This is a genomic window from Caballeronia sp. PC1, assembly GCF_021353155.1.
Classification (GTDB): Bacteria; Pseudomonadota; Gammaproteobacteria; order Burkholderiales; family Burkholderiaceae; genus Caballeronia; species Caballeronia cordobensis.
The window spans coordinates 241875-259820 of the sequence record NZ_JAJUBH010000005.1 but is presented as its reverse complement, the minus strand read 5'-3'; the positions used below and the strand labels follow the sequence as shown (position 1 = coordinate 259820).

Sequence of the window (17946 nt, the reverse complement as noted above, 5' to 3'; positions counted from 1 at the left end):
GAAGCGTTCAAGATCACGTCCGCCTCTGACTCGGCACGACCATGATCCCGTCCGAGTCCGCCAGGACAATGTCGCCTCGTTCGACCGTGAGATCGCCGACTGAAACGGGGTCGTTGTGCCAACCAAAGTGATTCGCCAGACCACCACGGATGGACACGCCGGCCGCCCATACGGGCAGCCCGGCCGCGTCGATGGCAGCCAGGTCACGAACCGCCCGTTCGTCAACACTCCCGCGATCCCTCGGATTTTTGCGCGGATCGCGGCGCTTCCGCCCCCGCAGGTCCTGCGATCCGTACCAAAGCCGTCGATCACAAGCACTTAGCCTGGCGCAGCGGCTTCGACAGCACGCATAAACGCGAGGCCGTTCCCCGGGCAGCATCGAACCGTGTATGCGGGCCCGCACATGGCAATAGCCTTGGAGACAGAGTTTGGAGTCACGCTCGATCAAGTTGGACAGGTGGAGCGACGCGATGTGCTGCTCTTCTTGGCGGCGCGCGGGCGGGTAGGTAGTTCTGCTCTTGGTGTAAACCCCAGCGGCGAAAGCCAGCCAGAACAATATGATTCATGGTCCGTACAGAAGTGTATTGCTCTAAGGCGTGTTAGCAGGCTGCTGAAATACCGTCGCGACGCCAGAAGTGCGTAGCCGGCAGCCTCGATAATTTGACGACCCGATTTCGACGAGACCCATGCGCGGCGCCGACACCTTCACCGAGAGCCTGTTCACGATGCGCAAGCTGGAGGACTTTGTTCCTGCCGAGCATCCGCTGCGCTCGATCCGCGCAATGGCCAACGAGGCGCTGGCGAAGATGGGCCCGCTGTTCTCGGCGATGTACGAGGCCGATGCCAAGGGAGGTCGACCCAGCGTAGCGCCTGAGAAGTTGCTTCGCGCCATGCTGCTGCAGGTTCTGTACAGCGTTCGCTCCGAGCGGCAAATGATGGAGCAGGTGCAGTACAACTTGCTGTTCCGCTGGTTCATCGGCCTTTCCATGGACGACGTGGTGTGGGTGCCGACCGTATTCACCAAGAATCGCGAACGCCTGATCAAGCATGACGCCGTCATCGAGTTCTTCAACGAAGTGGTGGCGATCGCGCAAGAGAAGGAACTGCTGTCGGGCGAGCACTTCAGCGTCGACGGCACACTGATCCAGGCATGGGCCAGCCACAAAAGCTTTGTGCGGAAGTCTGACGATGAATCCGACAGCGCCGATGGTGGTGGCAACTTCAAAGGCGAGAAGCGCAGCAACGAGACGCATGAATCCAAGACGGATACCGATGCGAGGCTCTACCGCAAGGGCAACACTGCCAGCGAGTTGCGCTTCATGGGTCATACGCTGAGCGACAACCGTCACGGCTTGATTGCCAGCGCCGTCGTGACCACCGCCGACGGCTACGCCGAACGTGAAGCGGCCAAGGTCATGATCAACGATGCCCGGCAAGCCCTCGGGGATCCGGAGCGCGAGATCACGCTGGGCGCTGACAAGGGCTACGACGCGCAGGAATTCATCGACACCTGCATTGAACTGGGCGTCACGCCGCATGTCGCGCAGAACAAGTCGGGCCGCAAGTCGGCGGTGCCCGACGCCATTGCTCAGAGCGAGGGCTATGCGCTGTCGCAGCGCAAGCGCAAGTTGATCGAGCAAGGCTTCGGCTGGGCCAAGACTGTCGGTGGCATTCGGCAGGTGATGGTGCGTGGACTCAAGCGCGTCGACCAGATGTTCGTGCTGAACATGGCCGCCTTCAACTTGGTTCGCATGCGTACCTTGGGACAGGTCCGTCCGCTGGGTGCGCAATGAAGGGAATCGGCGGCAAAGGGACCGCGAAAAAGCTGGAAATCAAGGAAATCCGACCTCGACATCCCGCATGACGAAAAGATCGATGCCAACTCGTCGGACGGGCTGAACGAGGCTGCGATTCGGACCAGTATTTCAGCAGCCTGTTAGCCGCAAGGTGTCAGGCGAATCCTTTCCTAAATTCAAAGGAAACAACAATGAAGACAAGCGTTCATCTCAGTTTGCCGCTCCTTGCGGTAGTCAGTACAGTAGCGTTGGTTGCGTGCGGGGGGGGCGGGGGCAACCCAGTCGTAGCGCCGGCACCCGAGCCGTTGACCGTTGCCAAGGCAAGTTGCGCCACTGGAAACCGCCCGGAAACGGGCCTGCAGGGCCAAGTGGACGCGTCCCTCCGGGCGAACGGCTTCAATGGATTCAACTGCAACTTAGACCTCGTGGGTAGCTACAAAGGTGACGGCGCCGGTGTTTCCTTTGCGTCCTTCAAGGATCATGCGGGACGCACGTGTACCTACCATTCGACCTCCTCGCCGGCACTCGTCGGTGGTCAACCGGTTGGCTTGCAGAACCCGGGCGTGACCGTGCTGGATATCACGGACCCGGCCACGCCCATCCGAACGGCATCACTTACCTCGATTGCGATGATCGATCCGTTGGAGTCGATGCGGCTAAACGGGCAACGACAGATTTTGGTGGCGAGCAACGGCTACCAAGGCGTCGGCGGTTCGGAGGTGGACGTCTACGATTTGTCTAGTGACTGTCGCACTCCCCAGCTTCTGGCTTCAGCGCCCGTCGGGACCGGAGCGGACGGTGGCGTTTACACACCCAATTCGCCATTGTCCAAGGGGCATGAAGGGGCCATTTCCCCTGACGGACTGACGTACTACATGGGAGACTTTACGAATAACGTCTACCGGGCAATTGATATTACGGATCCTGCCAAGCCGAAGCAGATCGCCGTATTTGACATGAAGGGCCTTCCCGGCAAAGCGCATGGTCTGTCCGTGAGCGCAGACGGCAACCGGGTTTACGCAGCTGCGTTTGGACTGCCTACATTGGCGCAGGTTGCCGACCCGGCCGCGTATCCCATCAACGGGTTTGTTGTGCTCGACACTTCGGAAGTACAAGCGCGCAAGCCGAACGCGGCTATCACGCTCATATCTACAGCCTTCCACAAGGACGGTTCAGCGGCACAGCACACCTTGCCTATGAAGGTCGCGGGCAAGTCGTATCTGGTGCAGGTCGACGAGGGCGGATCGGCCGGCGTCCTAACTGACGCCGGGTTCAAGGCTGCGTGCGCCGCCAAACTGCCACCGTTTCCGATGGCTCGAATCTACGACATACAGGACGACAGCGACCCGAAGCTTGTTTCTAAGCTCATGCTGGAAACGCACGATCCCGCCAACTGCGCCAAGGTCGCTCCGGACGTAGTGGGACTCGGCTTATATGCTTATGGCAGTCACTTCTGCTCGGTGGACAATCGCGAGAACGCCACAGCACTTGCGTGTGCCTATTTTAATTCCGGCATTCGCGTCTTTGACATTCGGGATCCTGCCAAACCGAAGGAACTCGCGTACTTCAATCCCGCTAGCGGTCCGTTGTTGCCGGGATCGGCTCACGCGAAGTTGCAGCAGTGGCGCGAGAAGGGGCCTGACTGGTGTGGCGCGCAGCTCCATTTCGACTTTGATCGCAAACAGCTAGTGTCAGCGTGCATGGACAACGGGGTTCAAGTTCTTCAGTTCGCTCCGAATACATGGCCGTTTGCACAGAGTGTGGCATCTGCTCTGCAACAGTAAAGCGTCAATCTTCGATGAGTGAGCGTCGCGAACCTACCTGTGCCCGAATGGCCGTGCTCGGGGTTCGCATACTTCTTTTGGGCGCCCTGAGCGCGCCGCTTTCAGCGTCTGCGCACTTCTTCGCGCAGCCGTACACAATGCCGGTGCCGTTCCAGGTATACGCACTAGCGGTGGGGCTGGCCTTGGGACTCTCCTTTCTTCTGATAGGCGTCTTTGCCGCGGTTCCGACGCTTGGACCAAGCGCCCCTGAGGCAGGATGCCCGGTTCCTGCGTCAAGGCTTGCCAGATGGGCTTCGGGTGTTGGCCGGGTACTTAGTGTGGCGCTTCTAGTGCTGTGTATTGCCACAGGGGCAGTGGGCACGAAGAATCCGTTCACCAATTTCAATATGTCCTTCTTCTGGATCATATTTGTGCTGGTGATTCCTTACGCGGTCGCGCTGCTGGGAAATTTTTATTCCAAAGTCAATCCTTGGCTGGCGATCGTCGATACCCTCGAAAAGGTGCTCGGAGTTTCCTTTGCGGGAAAACTTTCTTATCCAAAAGGGTTAGGGCACTATCCGGCACTTTTACTCTACATAATTTTTATCTGGCTCGAATTATTTGGGGCTTTGACGCCGCGTGGGCTGTCGCTATGCCTTGTTGCGTACACCGTCACCAATTTGTGCGGTGCATGGCTGGTGGGTTCTCGAGACTGGTTCCGCTATTGCGAGTTCTTTGGTGTCATGATGCATTTTTTTGCATTTCTCGCGCCTTTAAGAAGGGCGAGGAATGCGTGTTTCGCCAAAGAGGCGGCAACCGCCGTCGGTTTCAGCCTTTCTGTTTTTGTGATATTCATGCTTTCGTCAACCGCTTTCGACGGAGTGCACTCGACGTTGCCGTTCGCTCATCTGTATTGGGTCTGGGTGCTTCCGCTCATGTCCCCCTTGCTAGAAGCGCTAGGCGCAAACACGCGCGGGCTCGCGACCTCGCTCTACTATGTTTGGCAGTGGGCAATGCTATTGGTTATGTTGGTGTTTTACGTGCTTGTCTATACCGCGTTCATCTGGATGGCCAGGTTCGTGGCGCGTTCGCAGCATCCAATCCAAATGCTCATGAATAGGTTCGCACTTTCGCTTATTCCTGTTGCATTTGTCTACCACGTCGCACATTACTTCACGTTGATTTTCTCGCAGGGTGCCCAACTGGTGCGCATTGTTTCCGACCCGTTTGGCTGGGGTTGGAATTTGTTTGGAACGGCGAACGTTGATCCGGCGCCGCTGATGCTTGACACGGGAATAATTTGGCACTTGCAGGTGTCGTTTATTTTGATAGGACACGTTCTAGGCGTCTACTGGGCGCATGTCGATGCTTTGGCGGTGTTTGGCACTCGCAAGGCGGCACTGGTGAGCCAGTTACCGATGCTATTCTTGATGTTGTTCTTGACGACCTTTGGTCTTTGGATCCTGTCGTTGCCTATTGCATAACATGACAAAACCGTTTGCGGAATATTTGGTCGCCAGTTCGCTCCGCCTTTGGCGCTCGCTAGTGCTGTGTCTTTGCGCCGTGTATGGCCCCGCTTGGGGATATGAGGCGGACGTGCACTATGGGCTGACTAAGTGGCTTGCGCTGCAGGCAGGGTTTCCCGAGCAACAAGCCGAACTAATTGCCACAGGCAACCAGCGGGTGGACTTTGGCTCCATCGAGACGATTCGCCTCCTTACGGACTACGCATGCCTAAGGCCGGACAAGGAGTCCGCGGAGGAGATGCGTGCATCCCATTACCCAGTCGGAGGCGCCGACCCCGAGGGTCAGGGCGTGGTGGCCGGAGGGGCCGCAGCGCGTCAGCGCGTCACCGCCGTGATCAAGGCGGCAACGTCTTCGCGAGCAGGCGAACTGCTCTTGGCTTTTGGCGCGGCCTTGCATCCGTTTCAGGACTCATGGGCGCACGCCGGTGCAATAAGTGGGCCGCCTGCTGCCCTAGGGCTGCCTAACTGTCAAGCCCCGTTGTGGACAACTGCGCCCCTTACCCGAGGGGGGCCGGAGCGTCACGGGGCCGACCTGCTTCACACCTCTCCAAGTTCGGCGCTTGAGATGGCCAAGCAGACCTATGTACTGCTGAGGAGCTTTCCCGCAGTTCAGGGACATCAAAGATCGTCAAAGCCGTGGGTGGACGTCGAGAACAGTCTCATCACGCTACTGAAGGCAGACACCAAAGAGGCGTCGGCGGCTTGGTTTAGGGTCGAGGGCCTTAATGACGTGAGCTTCTTGGCGGCTATTAGTTTGCCCAGTGGAGCGGGAAACTGGCCTCTTCCACCGAAGAGCCGAATTCTGCCGAAGTTTACCGAGCCAAGATCGCTTCAGTACGATGTTCCCGAGGATCTAAAAAGCTTCTTCCATCGGTTCTTTCTCCGGTGGCTAACATCAAGCGACCCGGCGTCAGCTGTGGTGGAGAACGCAGACCCTGCGCACGCATCGCAATTAGGCGCCAGGCTCAAGCTTTGGAGGCTGCGCGATCACGGGAGCGCTTCGGCCTTGCTCCATAAAGAAGGCGCACTTAGCAAGGCAGATCTTCGAGCCGTGGAAAGTCGGGCAAGGACTACAGACGCTTACGCTGCATATGCTGTATTGAATGACGCGCTGCTTCCTGTGCGTGGGATCGAGAGCTACCCGTCGCCAATACTTCCGTATGTTATTCGCGTGATACCGGCGGCTACTGAAGGCGGGAACGAGCGCAGTGCCGCGATCGCGAAGATTCGTCATGCCCCGTACGACGAGATCATTGTCCTTGCCGAGAAGAAGTCAAGCGGATGGCAGGTCGTATCAGTTCAATCGGTAGTGGATCACTAAGTAGTTGATCTTCAACGGGCCACAGTGTGAAGCTGAAACACTTTTTCGTCGCAGGCATGGCAGTCGCGGTGCTCCTGGCTGCTGTCGCAATTCTTGAGCGCTCGCCATCGAGGATCAGTCCCCAACTCACCGCTTCGATTGTGGCCGAGCAATTTTGCTTGCCTCTCCCGTCAGAGGCTAAGGTGCCAAACGATGCTGCAATTAACAACGCTATCTCGGTCGAAGTTCCTGCGGTGCCCCCACGCTTCGAGAATGAAGCTAGTCGTGTGATTCTGGTGAAAAAGGGTGACGTCGTTCGACTGGACGTTCAATCGCCTGTCGAAGGCGCAGTTGGGGTTCACGGACTTTCAGAAATCGCGCCAATTCTGTCAGGTAGCGCCACTTCCTTGACGTTCCGCGCGATATATGCGGGCCGGTTCCCTCTGCACTTTCATGGGGTCGATGGCTCTCACTTCGAACTTGTCGCATTGCACATCATTGACGGGACGAAGTAGGGCACGGCCAATTGTTACGGTGGGCATCGTGCAGTCGCCGGATATTGGTGCGCAGTATTTTCGAGATGTTCGCGCCGTCGCGAACGCCGACAGACTGCCGGACGGGGCAGCTTTGATCTCGGTCATGGCTCGCTATGGTCTGGTCTCAGAGCCGCATGTCGCGGTGGGCCCAGCACGATCACGTTGTCGCCGTGTTCGATGAAATGGCAACAGGCCAACTGCTGCACGAGCTTGCCGTCAATAGAGGGCTGGTAGGCCAAGTCGCCAAGTCGCAGGTCCCCAGCGGTTTTTCTGGTCTACAGGGCAGGAGCTCGCAGTTCGCTTCGGGGCGAACACAGGACTTCGATCCCCAGCGTTGGACTATGCGATTCCAAGTTTCGCAATGACATTCGGGCTGGCCTGCACCGCGCTGCGGCGGTGATAGAAGTCCAGCGCCCGCAGTCCGCCGAGTTCGGCGCCGCCGCCCGCGCGGCCGGGGCCGCCATGCAGCGACATGGGCATCACGTTGCCATGGCCGGTCTGGGCTTGTGCGACGTCGGGCGTGATCACATGAACGCGCCCATGGCTGGCGGCGAGTTGCACCGACACCAGGCCGAGCGCGACGTCGTCGGCGCCATAGAGCGAAGTCACCAGCGAGCCCTGCCCGCGGTGCGCGAGCGCCATTGCATGATCCAGGTCGCGATAGGGCAGCAGCGTGGCGACCGGGCCGAAGACCTCGACGTCGTGCACCCGGTCGGCCGCGTCGGCATCGCGCGCGCCCAGCAGCACGGGGCCGATGCAGGCGGCGATGGCCGGGTCGGCATCGACGAGCGACTTCGCGCTGCCGTCATGCAGCACCTCGGCCTGCGCCTTGAGCGATTCGAGCCCTTCGCGCACCGCATCGAGTTGCGCCCGGCTCACCAGCGAGCCCATGCGAACGCCCTCGTTGCGCGGATTGCCGACCGTGATGCCCGCGAGCTTCGCGCCGATGGCTTCAGACGCCGCGTCGTAGACCGTGGCGGGAACCAGGATGCGGCGGATCGCGGTGCATTTCTGGCCCGACTTCACCGTCATCTCGCGGACCACTTCGCGCACCAGCAGATTGAACGCGTCTGAACCGGGCGCCGCATCCGGCAGCAGCAAGGCGGAATTCAGGCTGTCCGCCTCGATGTTCACCCGCACGGAGCGCTGCGCCACGGCAGGATGCGAGCGGATCACCGCGCCCGTCCCGGCCGACCCGGTGAACGAGACCACGTCGAAGGGTTCGAGCTGCTGGAGCACGATCTTGGTCACGGCCAGGCTGATGACATGGATACCGCGCCACCACAGTCGCTGCTGACAATGCTCTCCCGGCGGAGCGGCATCGAGCTGGATCGGCTGCGTTGCATGAGTTTCGCCGGCTGGGTGCCTTGGTTACTGGACAGCCTTGATGATCAGATTCCTGACGCTTTAGAAACCTATACGTTCCAGCTCTCGGTGTTGCTGCCGAAACTCCGCCGTAGGACGCGATCTATCACGAGCTGGCGCGCCTGGCTGCCCAGCCAGCCATTACATCGCGCCTGTCCACTCTGCCTGAACAATCGTAAGCGGTCCGTTGTCGGCGTCCTTCCCGCGCGATGAGTGATAGGCGATGCTGGTGTCCACTTCAACTTTCAAGTGGACACTACCCATGGCAGAGGACAGGAATCTGAAGGAGCGGCTGGTAAGGGGCTTTGAGCGTGATGGCAAGCGCCGTTGCTTTGACGAACAGGCCAAGCGTGAGCTGGTGCTGGCCTGTCTGCGACCAGGGGTGTCCGTCGCCGGGATGGCGCTGGAATACGGCCTGAACGCCAACCTGTTGCGTAAATGGATTCGTCAGTATCAAAGCGATGCTACCAGTGAGGGGGCGCCGAACGGCGTGGCCAAGGCAATGCCGACGTTCATCCCGGTTGTTCAGCCGGGACATGCCGATGTTACGGCATGCGAGGCTCATGCGGCACCGGTTGCGCTCGCACGGCAGGCGCAACGCGTCACGCTGCCGTCGCAACTGATTGCCGAACTGCCTAACGGTGTCAAGCTCATCCTTGAATGTGCCGGCGACGATTCAAGCCTGGTGATGACGATGATCGAGACGCTGGGAAGGTGCCATGTTCCGGTTCGACGCTGATCTGAAGGTTTACGTTCACCGCGATGCCGTCGATTTCCGCAAGGGCATTACGGGCCTTTCGACGATCGTGGAGCAGGCACTGGGACTCGATCCGTTCGCACGGGCGGTCTACGTGTTCCGCAACCGGCGTGCCGATCGCCTGAAGCTTCTGCTATGGGAGCGTAACGGGTTCTGGTTGATGCTGCGCCGCCTGGAGGCTGACCGCTTTGCCTGGCCGCGCAGCGAACCAGTACTGGAACTGAGCGTCGAGCAACTGCATTGGCTGCTGGAGGGCATTGATCTGACAGCGATGCGCAAGCACCCGGCGCGATACTATGCACGCGTGAGCTGAGGAGGATGTATCGCTGTCGCGCGAGCGCGCGCGCGCGCAACAATTTGCGCGGTGACGTAAACCCATTTCGCAGCGCAAGCCGGTATGGTTGTGGCATGAACCGCATTTTGATCACCGCCGCAGAACTCGCTGCCCTCATCGCCGAACGCGATGCGATGCTCGCCGAGCGCGACGCGCTGCGTGGCGAACTGCGGGTCACGAAGGTCGAGCGTGATTTGCTCAAGGAACAGCTGAAGGCATTCGAGCGACGGCTGTTCGGGGCGAAGAGCGAAGCACGCAGCGAGGCCCAGCGGGACCTGTTCCTCAATGAAGCGGAAGCGCTGGCTCCGACGACCGCCACGTTACCCGCCCAGGAAGACGACACAGACAGTACGTCGGTGGCAGGCCACAAGCGCGGCAAGCCCGGGCGCAAGCCGCTGGACCCGGCATTGCCACGCAAGGTGATCCGTTACGAGCTCACTGAAGAAGAACGGGTGTGCCAGAACGACGGCAGTGTGCTCGTGGAGATCGGCGTCGAGGTCAGCGAACAGCTGGACATCATCCCGCAGCAGGTTCAGGTGATCCGTCACGAGCGCGTGAAGTACGCATGCCAGCAGTGCGACCAGGGCATGAAGGTGACGCCGGCGCGAGCACGCATCATCCCCAGGGGCCTGTTCACCGAAGCGGCGCTGGCGTGGTTCGTCGTCTCGAAGTATATCGACGGCCTGCCGCTGTACCGGATCGCTGCGCTGCTGCGCCGCTTTGGCGGCGACATCTCGCGAAACACGCTGGCTGCAAGCGTAGTGCGCCTGGGACATTCGGTACAGCCCGTCATCAACCTGATGCGTGATGTGATGCTCGACAGCGAGATCGGGTTCGGCGACGAAACCACCGTGCAGGTTCTCAAGGAGCCAGGGCGCGCACCGCAGACAAAGAGTTACGTCTGGGTCCAGATGAACGGCAGTGGTCCACCCGTGCGCCTGTTTACCTATGCGCCGGGGCGCTCCCAACAGCTTGGTGCGGACGTGTGGGCCGGCATGCGCCATGGCGCCGTGCTGATGACCGACGGGTACAAACCGTATGACACGATCGCGAAGGCTAATGCACTCGTGCATCTTGGTTGCTGGGCGCACTGCAGGAGGTATTTTGTGGAAGCCGAGGCGGCATTGCCCAAAGATGCCCGTGGCCGCCATCAGCCGTCCACCCAGTTTATCTACCTGATCGGCAAGCTCTATGCGGCCGAATCGCATGCCAACAAGAAACCGCACTGGCGAGCGCGCCTGCGCCGCCGCTATAGCCGTGCGGTGCTCACGAAGATCAGGACCCTGCTCGATGAGTACCTGGAAACAACCGCGCCCACAGGGCTGCTGGGCAAGGCCTTGAACTACACGGCGGGACAGTGGCCCAAGCTGATCCGTTACGTCGAGAATCCGGCATGGCCCGTTGACAATAATTTATGTGAGAACATGATCCGCCCGTTTGTCCTGGGGAGAAAGGCATGGCTTTTTTCGGACACCGTAGGAGGTGCAAAGGCCTCGGCAAACCTGTATTCACTCGTCCAGACCTGCGTCGCGAATCGCATCGATATCTACGCGTATCTTGTCGACCTGTTCAAGGCTCTGCCGCTCGCGAAGACCGCAGAGGATTACGAAGCTCTACTTCCTTGGAGACTGGGCAAGGTCCTTTTAGAAAAAAATCGATAGGTCAAGTTGGCGGGCAGGACGTGCTTCACTGACCGCTTACGAACAATCCGGCAAACCAAGCCGTATTGCTTGCGTGGAAGCTGCCCCTGATGCTGAGCTGCCCGCTGCATGGGTGCTGGCTGGAATCGTATTGGGGCGTGCCTGGGCGGTTTCTCGGCTGGGAAAACGCCGACGCCGACCCACGCACGGCCAGCGACGCGATTGCGACGATGGACCGGCGTACCTGGCAGGCACTGACGACCGGCCATGTTGAGCTGCCGCGCCGACGCATCCACGCCGGATTGTGGTTTCGGCTGCTACGCACGCTGCTTGATGAGCTGAACACCCCGCTTTCGGCGTGCGGAACCTACGCGGGGTATCTCCGCCTGATCTGGGAACGCTGTGGGTATCCGCTGCGTGCTGGGCAAAGTCTGTGGCGACCGTATGAAACCCTGAACCTAGCAGTAGGGTTGCAGATGCTGGAGGCTGCGGCAACGGCAATCAGCTTGATCGAGGTGAGGGATATAAGCCCGCCTGGCGAGCATGCAAAGCTATTCTGGTCCGAGCCCCAAACCGAGTTCACCAGTGGCCTGCCGGCGAAAGCGCCGAAGCCCGAACCCGTCAATCACTGGCAACGTGCAGTCCAGGCCATCGATGAAGCCATCATTGAAGCGCGGCACAACCCCGAGACGGCACGCTCGCTGTTCGGTAAGCGCTAAAACGAGCACACCTTTCTTCGAGGGGCGTTAAGAGCGACGATTGCGTCCGCAACCCACATTGCGGACGCAGACCATGAGCGACGATGAGTTTGACTTTCTGCCACTCCGAGTCATCCGAGAATGCTCCAACGGCAAACGAAGGTACGACCCTGAAGGCAAGCGCCGACTGATTCAGGCGTGCTTGCGACCGGGGGCGTCAATTGCCGGACTCGCACTCAGGGCACAGGTAAACGCAAACCAGCTTCACAAGTGGATAAGGCTACATGAGAAGGCCAACTCTGCTCGTGCAGCACGAAACACGGTTGAGCCGTCAGCGGCGGCCTTCATCCCGGTCCTTGCTATCGAACCGAGCTCTACGCAGCCCGCCCTCGAGCTCGCGAAGTTGCCGGCGTCATCGAGTCCCACGCAACCTGCGACTGCGTCGCGACCAACGGCGCGCCTGTCAGCGCACCTCCCGAACGGGGTAACAGTCGAACTTGAGTGCTCACGGCACGATGCGCCGCTCGTCACGGCCTTGATCGCCGCGCTGGGAGAGCGTTGATGTTCCGCCTTGATTCCGACCTCCGCGTTTATTTGCATCGCGAACCGATTGACTTTAGGGCGGGAATCAACAGCCTCACGGCGTTGGTTGAGCAGTCGATGCAGCTCGACCCCTTCGCTCGCGCCGTGTTCGCGTTCCATAATCGCAAGCGCAACCGCGTCAAGCTCTTGTTGTACGAGCGTTCGGGCTTCTGGCTGATGTTGAAACGCCTCGAGGCAGACCATTTCGTGTGGCCATCCCGGAAGCAGCCTGTGATCGAGTTGACGACCGAGCAGCTGCATTGGCTTTTAGACGGCATCGACATCGACGCTGTCCGACGTCATCCGGCCCGGCAGTACCATCATACGAGCTGATGCGGCGCGCCTCGTGCAAGCGACGGTCCCAATAGCTGTTACAAATTTCCGTAAACCCATCGAGCGTTGCCATTCGCTACTGTGGGTACCATGGATGAACGCGAATTCTCCCAATTGCCTCCTGCCGCGCAGGCTTACATACGCGAGCTCGAGGCCAGCAACCGCCAGTTGGGCGAACGCGTTCGCCATCTCGAGGAACAATTCCGGCTCGCGCAACACAAGCGCTTCGCGCCAAGCAGCGAGAAGCTCCAAGATCGGGTGTTCGACGAGGCCGAGCAGATCGCCATTGAGGACCTTGATGAGGACGTAGACGAACTCGACTTACCAGACACAGGTCTGCCGGAGGCGGCCGAGCCTGCTCGCCGCAAACGAGGACGCAAGCCTCTGCCTGCAGATCTTCCGCGTCAGCGAATCGAGTACGACTTGCCCGTGGAGCAGAAGATCTGCCCCTGCTGCAGCAACGCGATGCATCGTATGGGCGAGGAAATCAGCGAACAACTGCATATCGAAGTGAAGGCTTCAGTCCTGCAGCATGTTCGGTTCAAATATGCGTGCCGTCATTGCGAGCGTGTCGCTGAACGTACGCCGATTCTTACCGCGCCGATGCCGGCCCAACCATTGCCAGGCAGTCGGGCGAGCGCGGCCTTGATCGCCACGGTGATGACGGGTAAATACGTCGACGGCACGCCGCTATACCGGATGGAAGAGGCGCTCGGGCGTGCGAACATTCCGGTGGGCCGAGGCACGCTGGGGCACTGGGTCATTAAGCCAACGCAATTGCATCTCGACCGCCTGTACCGGGAGTTACGCAAGACGTTGCTGTCGCAGCCGCTGATTCATGGCGACGAGACGACCGTTCAGGTGCTGAAGGAACCGGGTAAGGCCGCACAAAGCCAGTCTTACATGTGGCTGTACCGCAGCGGGCAGGATAGCGAAGAGCCTGTAGTGTTGTTCGACTATCAACCTGGACGCGGCAAGCAATACCCTCAGGCGTTTCTCGCGGACTACAAAGGCGCGGTGATGTCCGACGGTTATAGCGCCTGGCGAACAGTCAAAGGTGTGACCCACTTCGGCTGCCTTGCTCATGCGCGACGCGGATTCGTAGATGCTCTGAAGACGCAGAAGAAATTAGGCAAACGCGCGCAGCAAGCACTCGAATTCTTCCAGCGACTTTACCGCGTCGAAGCACTCGCGCGAGAGAAACCTCCGAGCGGGGAAACGCCTGCTAGCTATACCTTACGACTGCGACAGCAGCACAGCGTTGCGCTGCTTGAGGCATTCAAAGCTTGGCTGGATGAGCAAGCACCTCAAGTGCCACCCGAAAGCGCGCTGGGCGATGCGATCAACTACACGCTTAACCAATGGGAGTATCTCAGCCGTTACGTCGGCGACGGGCAAGCCCCAGTGGACAACAACATCGCGGAACGGGACATTCGCCCGTTTGCCACCAGCAGAAAGGTTTGGCTCTTCAGCGACACGGTCGCCGGAGCAAAAGCCAGCGCCGTCATCTACAGTCTCGTGCTTACATGCCGCGCGTGCAACGTCGAGCCATACGCGTACCTGCTTCACGTACTGACCCAACTGCCTCAACGAGCACAAGACGCCGACATAAGCGACCTACTGCCATTTCGGTTCATGCAGTCTCGGGTTCCGATCGACGCCGGCTGAGCAAAGAAAATCACACGCAATCGTCACGCTTCCACGCAAACAGATTTGCGGCGCTCGGCGAAATTCATGCGCGCGCCGATGCGCTCAAATTAGCGCTTACGCTGTTCGCGTTGGCTTCCTATGGTCGGCGCGACCCAGCTTCCCTGGAACGGTTGCGAGCCACCTTCGTGAAGGAAGGCATCCCGCCGGAATTTCTGTCACATTACGAGCCTGATGGACCCTTTGCATGTCTTAGACAGAATGACGGGTTAAGTGACAACTTTTGACGGCCTGAGCTTTCCGGCGCACACTGTCACATAATCGAACGTATATGTGACAGGTACGACATGCTGATAGGCTACATGCGGGTATCGAAGGCGGACGGCTCCCAGGCTACCGATTTGCAGCGCGACGCGCTGATTGCCGCCGGGGTCGATCCAGTACATCTTTACGAGGACCAGGCATCCGGCATGCGCGAGGATCGGCCCGGCTTGACGAGCTGCCTGAAGGCGTTGCGAACTGGCGACACACTGGTCGTGTGGAAACTGGATCGGCTCGGACGCGACCTGCGACATCTCATCAACACCGTGCACGACCTGACTGGGCGCGGCATCGGCTTGAAGGTATTAACCGGGCACGGCGCGGCCATCGACACCACGACCGCCGCCGGCAAGCTGGTCTTTGGCATCTTCGCCGCCCTGGCCGAGTTCGAGCGCGAGTTGATCGCGGAGCGCACGATTGCCGGCCTAGCCTCGGCCCGCGCGCGCGGGCGGAAAGGCGGCCGGCCGTTCAAGATGACCGCCGCCAAGCTGCGGCTGGCGATGGCGGCAATGGGTCAGCCAGAGACCAAGGTCGGCGACCTGTGCCAGGAACTTGGCGTCACGCGGCAGACCCTGTATCGGCATGTTTCACCCAAGGGTGAGCTACGTCCAGATGGCGAGAAGCTACTCAGCCGAATTTGATGCCGGCATGAGGCAACGTAGCGACAGCGTGGTTTGTCTCAATGGGAAGCGCTCATGATCGATCTTTGAAGGCCCGCAGCAGTCGTGTCACAGACAGGACGAACAAACCGGTCAGCGTGAGGGCTGCGATACCCCAGTACTCTCCGATGAACGCGCCGGCCGTCGTGCCGGCCAGCACAATGGCGAGAATCGGCAAATGGCAGGGACAGGTGAGCACGGCCAGCGCGCCCCACAGGTAGCCGGTGATCGGTTTGTGCGTCTCGGACGGCAAGCGCTCGGGGCTGTTCATGGCAGACTCTCCGCGTGCTGTGCCGGCTCGGTCGGCATGGTGGCCAACTGCACCTCCAGATCGGCCAACGCTTCGCGCCGACGCTCGACGAACTGGCGCAGAACGGCAAGCTGCGCGGCCGCTTCATCGCCGTCCGCAGCATCCAGCGCCCGGCACAGCCGCGCCAGCGCGTCCAGGCCGATGCCCGCCTCGAAGGCCGCCCGCACGAAGCACAGCCGTTGCAAGGCGGCATCATCGAACAGGCCATAGCCGCCCGGGGTGCACGCCACCGGACGCAGCAATCCGCGCAGCAGGTAGTCGCGCACGATATGCACGCTCACCCCGGCATCAAGAGCCAGCCGGGACACCGTGTAGGCGTTCATTGAACACCTCCTTTTTCTCACCCGGCGCAGCAGGAAAGCTGCTTCACATCCTTGTTGAAGGTCTGCGCCGCGAGCTTCAACCCCTCGACCATCGTCAGGTAGGGGAACAACTGGTCGGCCAGTTCCTGCACCGTCATGCGGTTGCGAATGGCCAGAGCCGCCGTCTGGATCAGTTCACCCGCTTCCGGCGCGACCGCCTGTACGCCGATCAGCCGATGGCTGCCTTCCTCGATAACCAACTTGATGAAGCCGCGTGTGTCGAAGTTGGCGAGCGCACGCGGCACGTTGTCCAAGGTCAAGGTGCGGCTGTCGGTCTCGATCCCGTCGTGGTGGGCTTCCGCCTCGCTGTAGCCCACGGTCGCCACTTGCGGATCGGTGAACACCACGGCCGGCATTGCGGTCAGGTCGAGCGCCGCATCGCCGCCGGTCATGTTGATCGCGGCACGGGTGCCGGCCGCTGCCGCCACATAGACGAACTGCGGCTGGTCGGTGCAGTCGCCGGCCGCGTAGATGTTCGGGTTGCTCGTGCGCATGCCTTGGTCGATGGCGATGGCACCTTGCGCATTGACAGTGACCCCCGCTGCGTCCAGCGCGAGGCTGCGCGTGTTCGGTGTCCGACCGGTGGCAACCAGCAGTTTGTCGGCGCGCAATTCACCGTGCGTGGTGGTCAGCACGAATTCACCGTCCATATGGGCGACCTGGCTGGCTTGCGTGTGCTCCAGCACCTCGATGCCCTCGGCACGGAAAGCGGCTGTCACCGCCTCGCCGATGGCCGGGTCTTCACGGAAGAACAAGGTATTGCGCGCCAGGACCGTGACCTTGCTGCCCAGCCGGGCAAAGGCTTGCGCCAGCTCCAGCGCCACCACCGACGAGCCGATTACGGCAAGGCGTTCGGGAATGGTGTCGCTCGCCAGGGCCTCGGTGGAAGTCCAGTAGGGTGACTCTTTCAAGCCCGGAATCGGCGGGACCGCCGGGCTGGCACCCGTGGCGACCAGGCAGCGGTCGAACATCACGACGCGCTCGCCACCCTCGTTCAAACGGACGGTAAGGCTCTGGTCGTCCTTGAAGCGCGCCTCACCGTGCACAACGGTGATGGCCGGATTACCGCCCAGGATGCCTTCGTACTTGGCGTGCCGCAGTTCGTCGACGCGGGCCTGCTGCTGGGCCAGCAGCTTACTGCGGTCAATCGTAGGCACAGTTGCCGCAATACCGCCATCGAACGGGCTTTCCCGGCGCAGATGGGCGATGTGGGCGGCGCGGATCATGATCTTGGACGGCACACAGCCGACATTGACGCAGGTGCCGCCGATGGTGCCGCGCTCGATCAGCGTGACCTGCGCGCCTTGCTCGACGGCTTTCAGCGCCGCCGCCATCGCGGCTCCACCGCTGCCAATGACCGCTACCTGCACCGGGGGCTCGTTGCCACTGTGCTTTTCGGCGGCGGCCATCCATCCCCGCACCTTGTCGAGCAGTCCGACGCGGTTGTCCGCCAGTGGCGCATCGGCTAGCGTTGCCTTGTAGCCCAGTCCGGCCACGGCGGCAGTCAGCGCGTCCGGCGATGTGCCCGGCACGATGGCGAGTTGCGCTGTGCCCTTCGGATAGGACACCAGCGCCGACTGCACGCCTGGCACTTTTTCCAGCGCTTCCTTGACGTGCGCCGCGCACGAGTCGCAAGTCATGCCGGTGATTTTTAGATGGGTCATGCAACAGATCCTTTATCGTTTGTGGCGCCAGACAATGACGTCCGTTGTGCTGCGGTGCCGTTTTCAGTGACTCACTGCTTGACGCTGGACGGATAGCCCGCGTCTGCGGTTGCCTTGGTCAGCTTCTGCACGCTGGTCTTGGCATCGTCGAAGGTGACGACCGCTTGGCGTGTCTCGAAAGTCACGTCAACTTTGCTGACGCCTTCGACCTTGGAAATCGCCTTCTTGACAGTGATCGGGCAGGCGGAGCAGGTCATGCCCGGTACGGACAGCGTGACGGTCTGGGTGGCGGCCCAGACGGGGGCAACAACGGCGGCGAGGGCGAGGGAGGCAAACAGTTTCTTCATGGTGAA

The 17946-nt window shown here is 60.6% G+C and carries 18 protein-coding genes and 4 pseudogenes; 15 read left to right on the top strand and 7 right to left on the bottom strand.

Going from position 1 to position 17946, the window contains the following annotated elements:
• Positions 1-13: 13 nt before the first annotated feature.
• The gene (locus tag LY284_RS39480; RefSeq protein WP_375294357.1) at positions 14-379 is read right to left on the bottom strand and encodes a hypothetical protein; all 366 of its coding nucleotides are present in this window, start codon (positions 377-379) and stop codon (positions 14-16) included.
• Between the two features lie 307 nt (positions 380-686).
• Here LY284_RS39480 and LY284_RS37385 point away from each other — a divergent pair, with 307 nt between their 5' ends.
• The 5 genes from LY284_RS37385 (at position 687) to LY284_RS37365 (ending at position 6900) form a co-directional block, all read left to right on the top strand.
• Positions 687-1793 carry an IS5 family transposase gene (locus LY284_RS37385; RefSeq protein ID WP_060733817.1) on the top strand — a complete coding sequence of 369 codons (1107 nt, stop codon included), beginning with the start codon at positions 687-689 and terminating at the stop codon, positions 1791-1793.
• A gap of 371 nt (positions 1794-2164) precedes the next feature.
• Positions 2165-3580 carry an LVIVD repeat-containing protein gene (locus tag LY284_RS37380; RefSeq protein WP_233392223.1) on the top strand — a complete coding sequence of 472 codons (1416 nt, stop codon included), beginning with the start codon at positions 2165-2167 and terminating at the stop codon, positions 3578-3580.
• Positions 3581-3627: 47 nt separating this feature from the next.
• Positions 3628-5043 carry a hypothetical protein gene (locus LY284_RS37375; RefSeq protein ID WP_233392221.1) on the top strand — a complete coding sequence of 472 codons (1416 nt, stop codon included), beginning with the start codon at positions 3628-3630 and terminating at the stop codon, positions 5041-5043.
• Between the two features lie 607 nt (positions 5044-5650).
• Positions 5651-6406, top strand: coding sequence for a hypothetical protein (locus tag LY284_RS37370; protein ID WP_233392219.1), 756 nt, complete (start codon positions 5651-5653; stop codon positions 6404-6406).
• 26 nt (positions 6407-6432) lie between these two features.
• On the top strand, positions 6433-6900 hold the full coding sequence (locus LY284_RS37365; RefSeq protein WP_150124325.1) for a hypothetical protein: 468 nt from the start codon (positions 6433-6435) through the stop codon (positions 6898-6900).
• Positions 6901-7022: 122 nt separating this feature from the next.
• Here LY284_RS37365 and LY284_RS37360 read toward each other — a convergent pair whose 3' ends face one another.
• Complete coding sequence (locus LY284_RS37360) at positions 7023-7160, bottom strand: ATP-binding protein (RefSeq protein ID WP_255725347.1); 138 nt, start codon at positions 7158-7160, stop codon at positions 7023-7025.
• A 100-nt stretch (positions 7161-7260) separates the two neighbouring features.
• A pseudogene (locus LY284_RS37355) lies at positions 7261-8148 on the bottom strand (3,4-dehydroadipyl-CoA semialdehyde dehydrogenase); the annotation flags it as partial.
• On the opposite strand from LY284_RS37355, the pseudogene LY284_RS37350 reads away from it, so the two are divergent.
• The 10 genes and pseudogenes from LY284_RS37350 to LY284_RS37305 form a co-directional block, all read left to right on the top strand.
• Positions 8083-8478, top strand: a pseudogene (locus tag LY284_RS37350) (hypothetical protein); the annotation flags it as partial. The pseudogenes LY284_RS37355 and LY284_RS37350 sit on opposite strands and share 66 nt — an antisense overlap.
• 31 nt (positions 8479-8509) lie before the next feature.
• Positions 8510-9025 carry a transposase gene (locus LY284_RS37345; protein ID WP_080443120.1) on the top strand — a complete coding sequence of 172 codons (516 nt, stop codon included), beginning with the start codon at positions 8510-8512 and terminating at the stop codon, positions 9023-9025.
• A complete protein-coding gene (tnpB, locus tag LY284_RS37340; RefSeq protein WP_012250655.1) occupies positions 9006-9356 on the top strand; it encodes an IS66 family insertion sequence element accessory protein TnpB in 351 nt (116 codons plus the stop codon). Before LY284_RS37345 ends, tnpB (LY284_RS37340) begins: the two co-directional genes overlap by 20 nt.
• Positions 9357-9451: 95 nt before the next feature.
• Positions 9452-11038, top strand: a complete 1587-nt coding sequence (locus tag LY284_RS37335) for an IS66 family transposase (protein WP_060734303.1) — start codon at positions 9452-9454, stop codon at positions 11036-11038.
• 41 nt (positions 11039-11079) lie between these two features.
• Positions 11080-11724 (top strand): annotated as a pseudogene (locus LY284_RS37330) (TniQ family protein); the annotation flags it as partial.
• 85 nt (positions 11725-11809) lie between these two features.
• Positions 11810-12277 carry a transposase gene (locus tag LY284_RS37325; RefSeq protein ID WP_083909450.1) on the top strand — a complete coding sequence of 156 codons (468 nt, stop codon included), beginning with the start codon at positions 11810-11812 and terminating at the stop codon, positions 12275-12277.
• Complete coding sequence (gene tnpB / locus LY284_RS37320) at positions 12277-12630, top strand: IS66 family insertion sequence element accessory protein TnpB (protein ID WP_008348826.1); 354 nt, start codon at positions 12277-12279, stop codon at positions 12628-12630. Before LY284_RS37325 ends, tnpB (LY284_RS37320) begins: the two co-directional genes overlap by 1 nt.
• 90 nt (positions 12631-12720) lie before the next feature.
• On the top strand, positions 12721-14298 hold the full coding sequence (locus LY284_RS37315; RefSeq protein WP_035473649.1) for an IS66 family transposase: 1578 nt from the start codon (positions 12721-12723) through the stop codon (positions 14296-14298).
• A 92-nt stretch (positions 14299-14390) separates the two neighbouring features.
• Positions 14391-14564, top strand: a pseudogene (locus tag LY284_RS37310) (TniQ family protein); the annotation flags it as partial.
• 60 nt (positions 14565-14624) lie between these two features.
• Complete coding sequence (locus tag LY284_RS37305; RefSeq protein WP_000904941.1) at positions 14625-15239, top strand: recombinase family protein; 615 nt, start codon at positions 14625-14627, stop codon at positions 15237-15239.
• 52 nt (positions 15240-15291) lie between these two features.
• Here LY284_RS37305 and merE read toward each other — a convergent pair whose 3' ends face one another.
• From merE to merP, 4 genes are all read right to left on the bottom strand, one after another.
• The gene (merE, locus tag LY284_RS37300; protein ID WP_001087809.1) at positions 15292-15528 is read right to left on the bottom strand and encodes a broad-spectrum mercury transporter MerE; all 237 of its coding nucleotides are present in this window, start codon (positions 15526-15528) and stop codon (positions 15292-15294) included.
• A complete protein-coding gene (gene merD, locus LY284_RS37295) occupies positions 15525-15890 on the bottom strand; it encodes a mercury resistance co-regulator MerD (RefSeq protein ID WP_023101948.1) in 366 nt (121 codons plus the stop codon). The genes merE and merD overlap by 4 nt, the downstream gene beginning before the upstream one ends.
• 17 nt (positions 15891-15907) lie before the next feature.
• Positions 15908-17593 carry a mercury(II) reductase gene (gene merA, locus LY284_RS37290; RefSeq protein ID WP_003158917.1) on the bottom strand — a complete coding sequence of 562 codons (1686 nt, stop codon included), beginning with the start codon at positions 17591-17593 and terminating at the stop codon, positions 15908-15910.
• A 71-nt stretch (positions 17594-17664) separates the two neighbouring features.
• Positions 17665-17940: a mercury resistance system periplasmic binding protein MerP gene (gene merP, locus LY284_RS37285; RefSeq protein WP_003131987.1), complete on the bottom strand. Its 276-nt coding sequence runs from the start codon at positions 17938-17940 to the stop codon at positions 17665-17667.
• Positions 17941-17946: the final 6 nt, after the last annotated feature.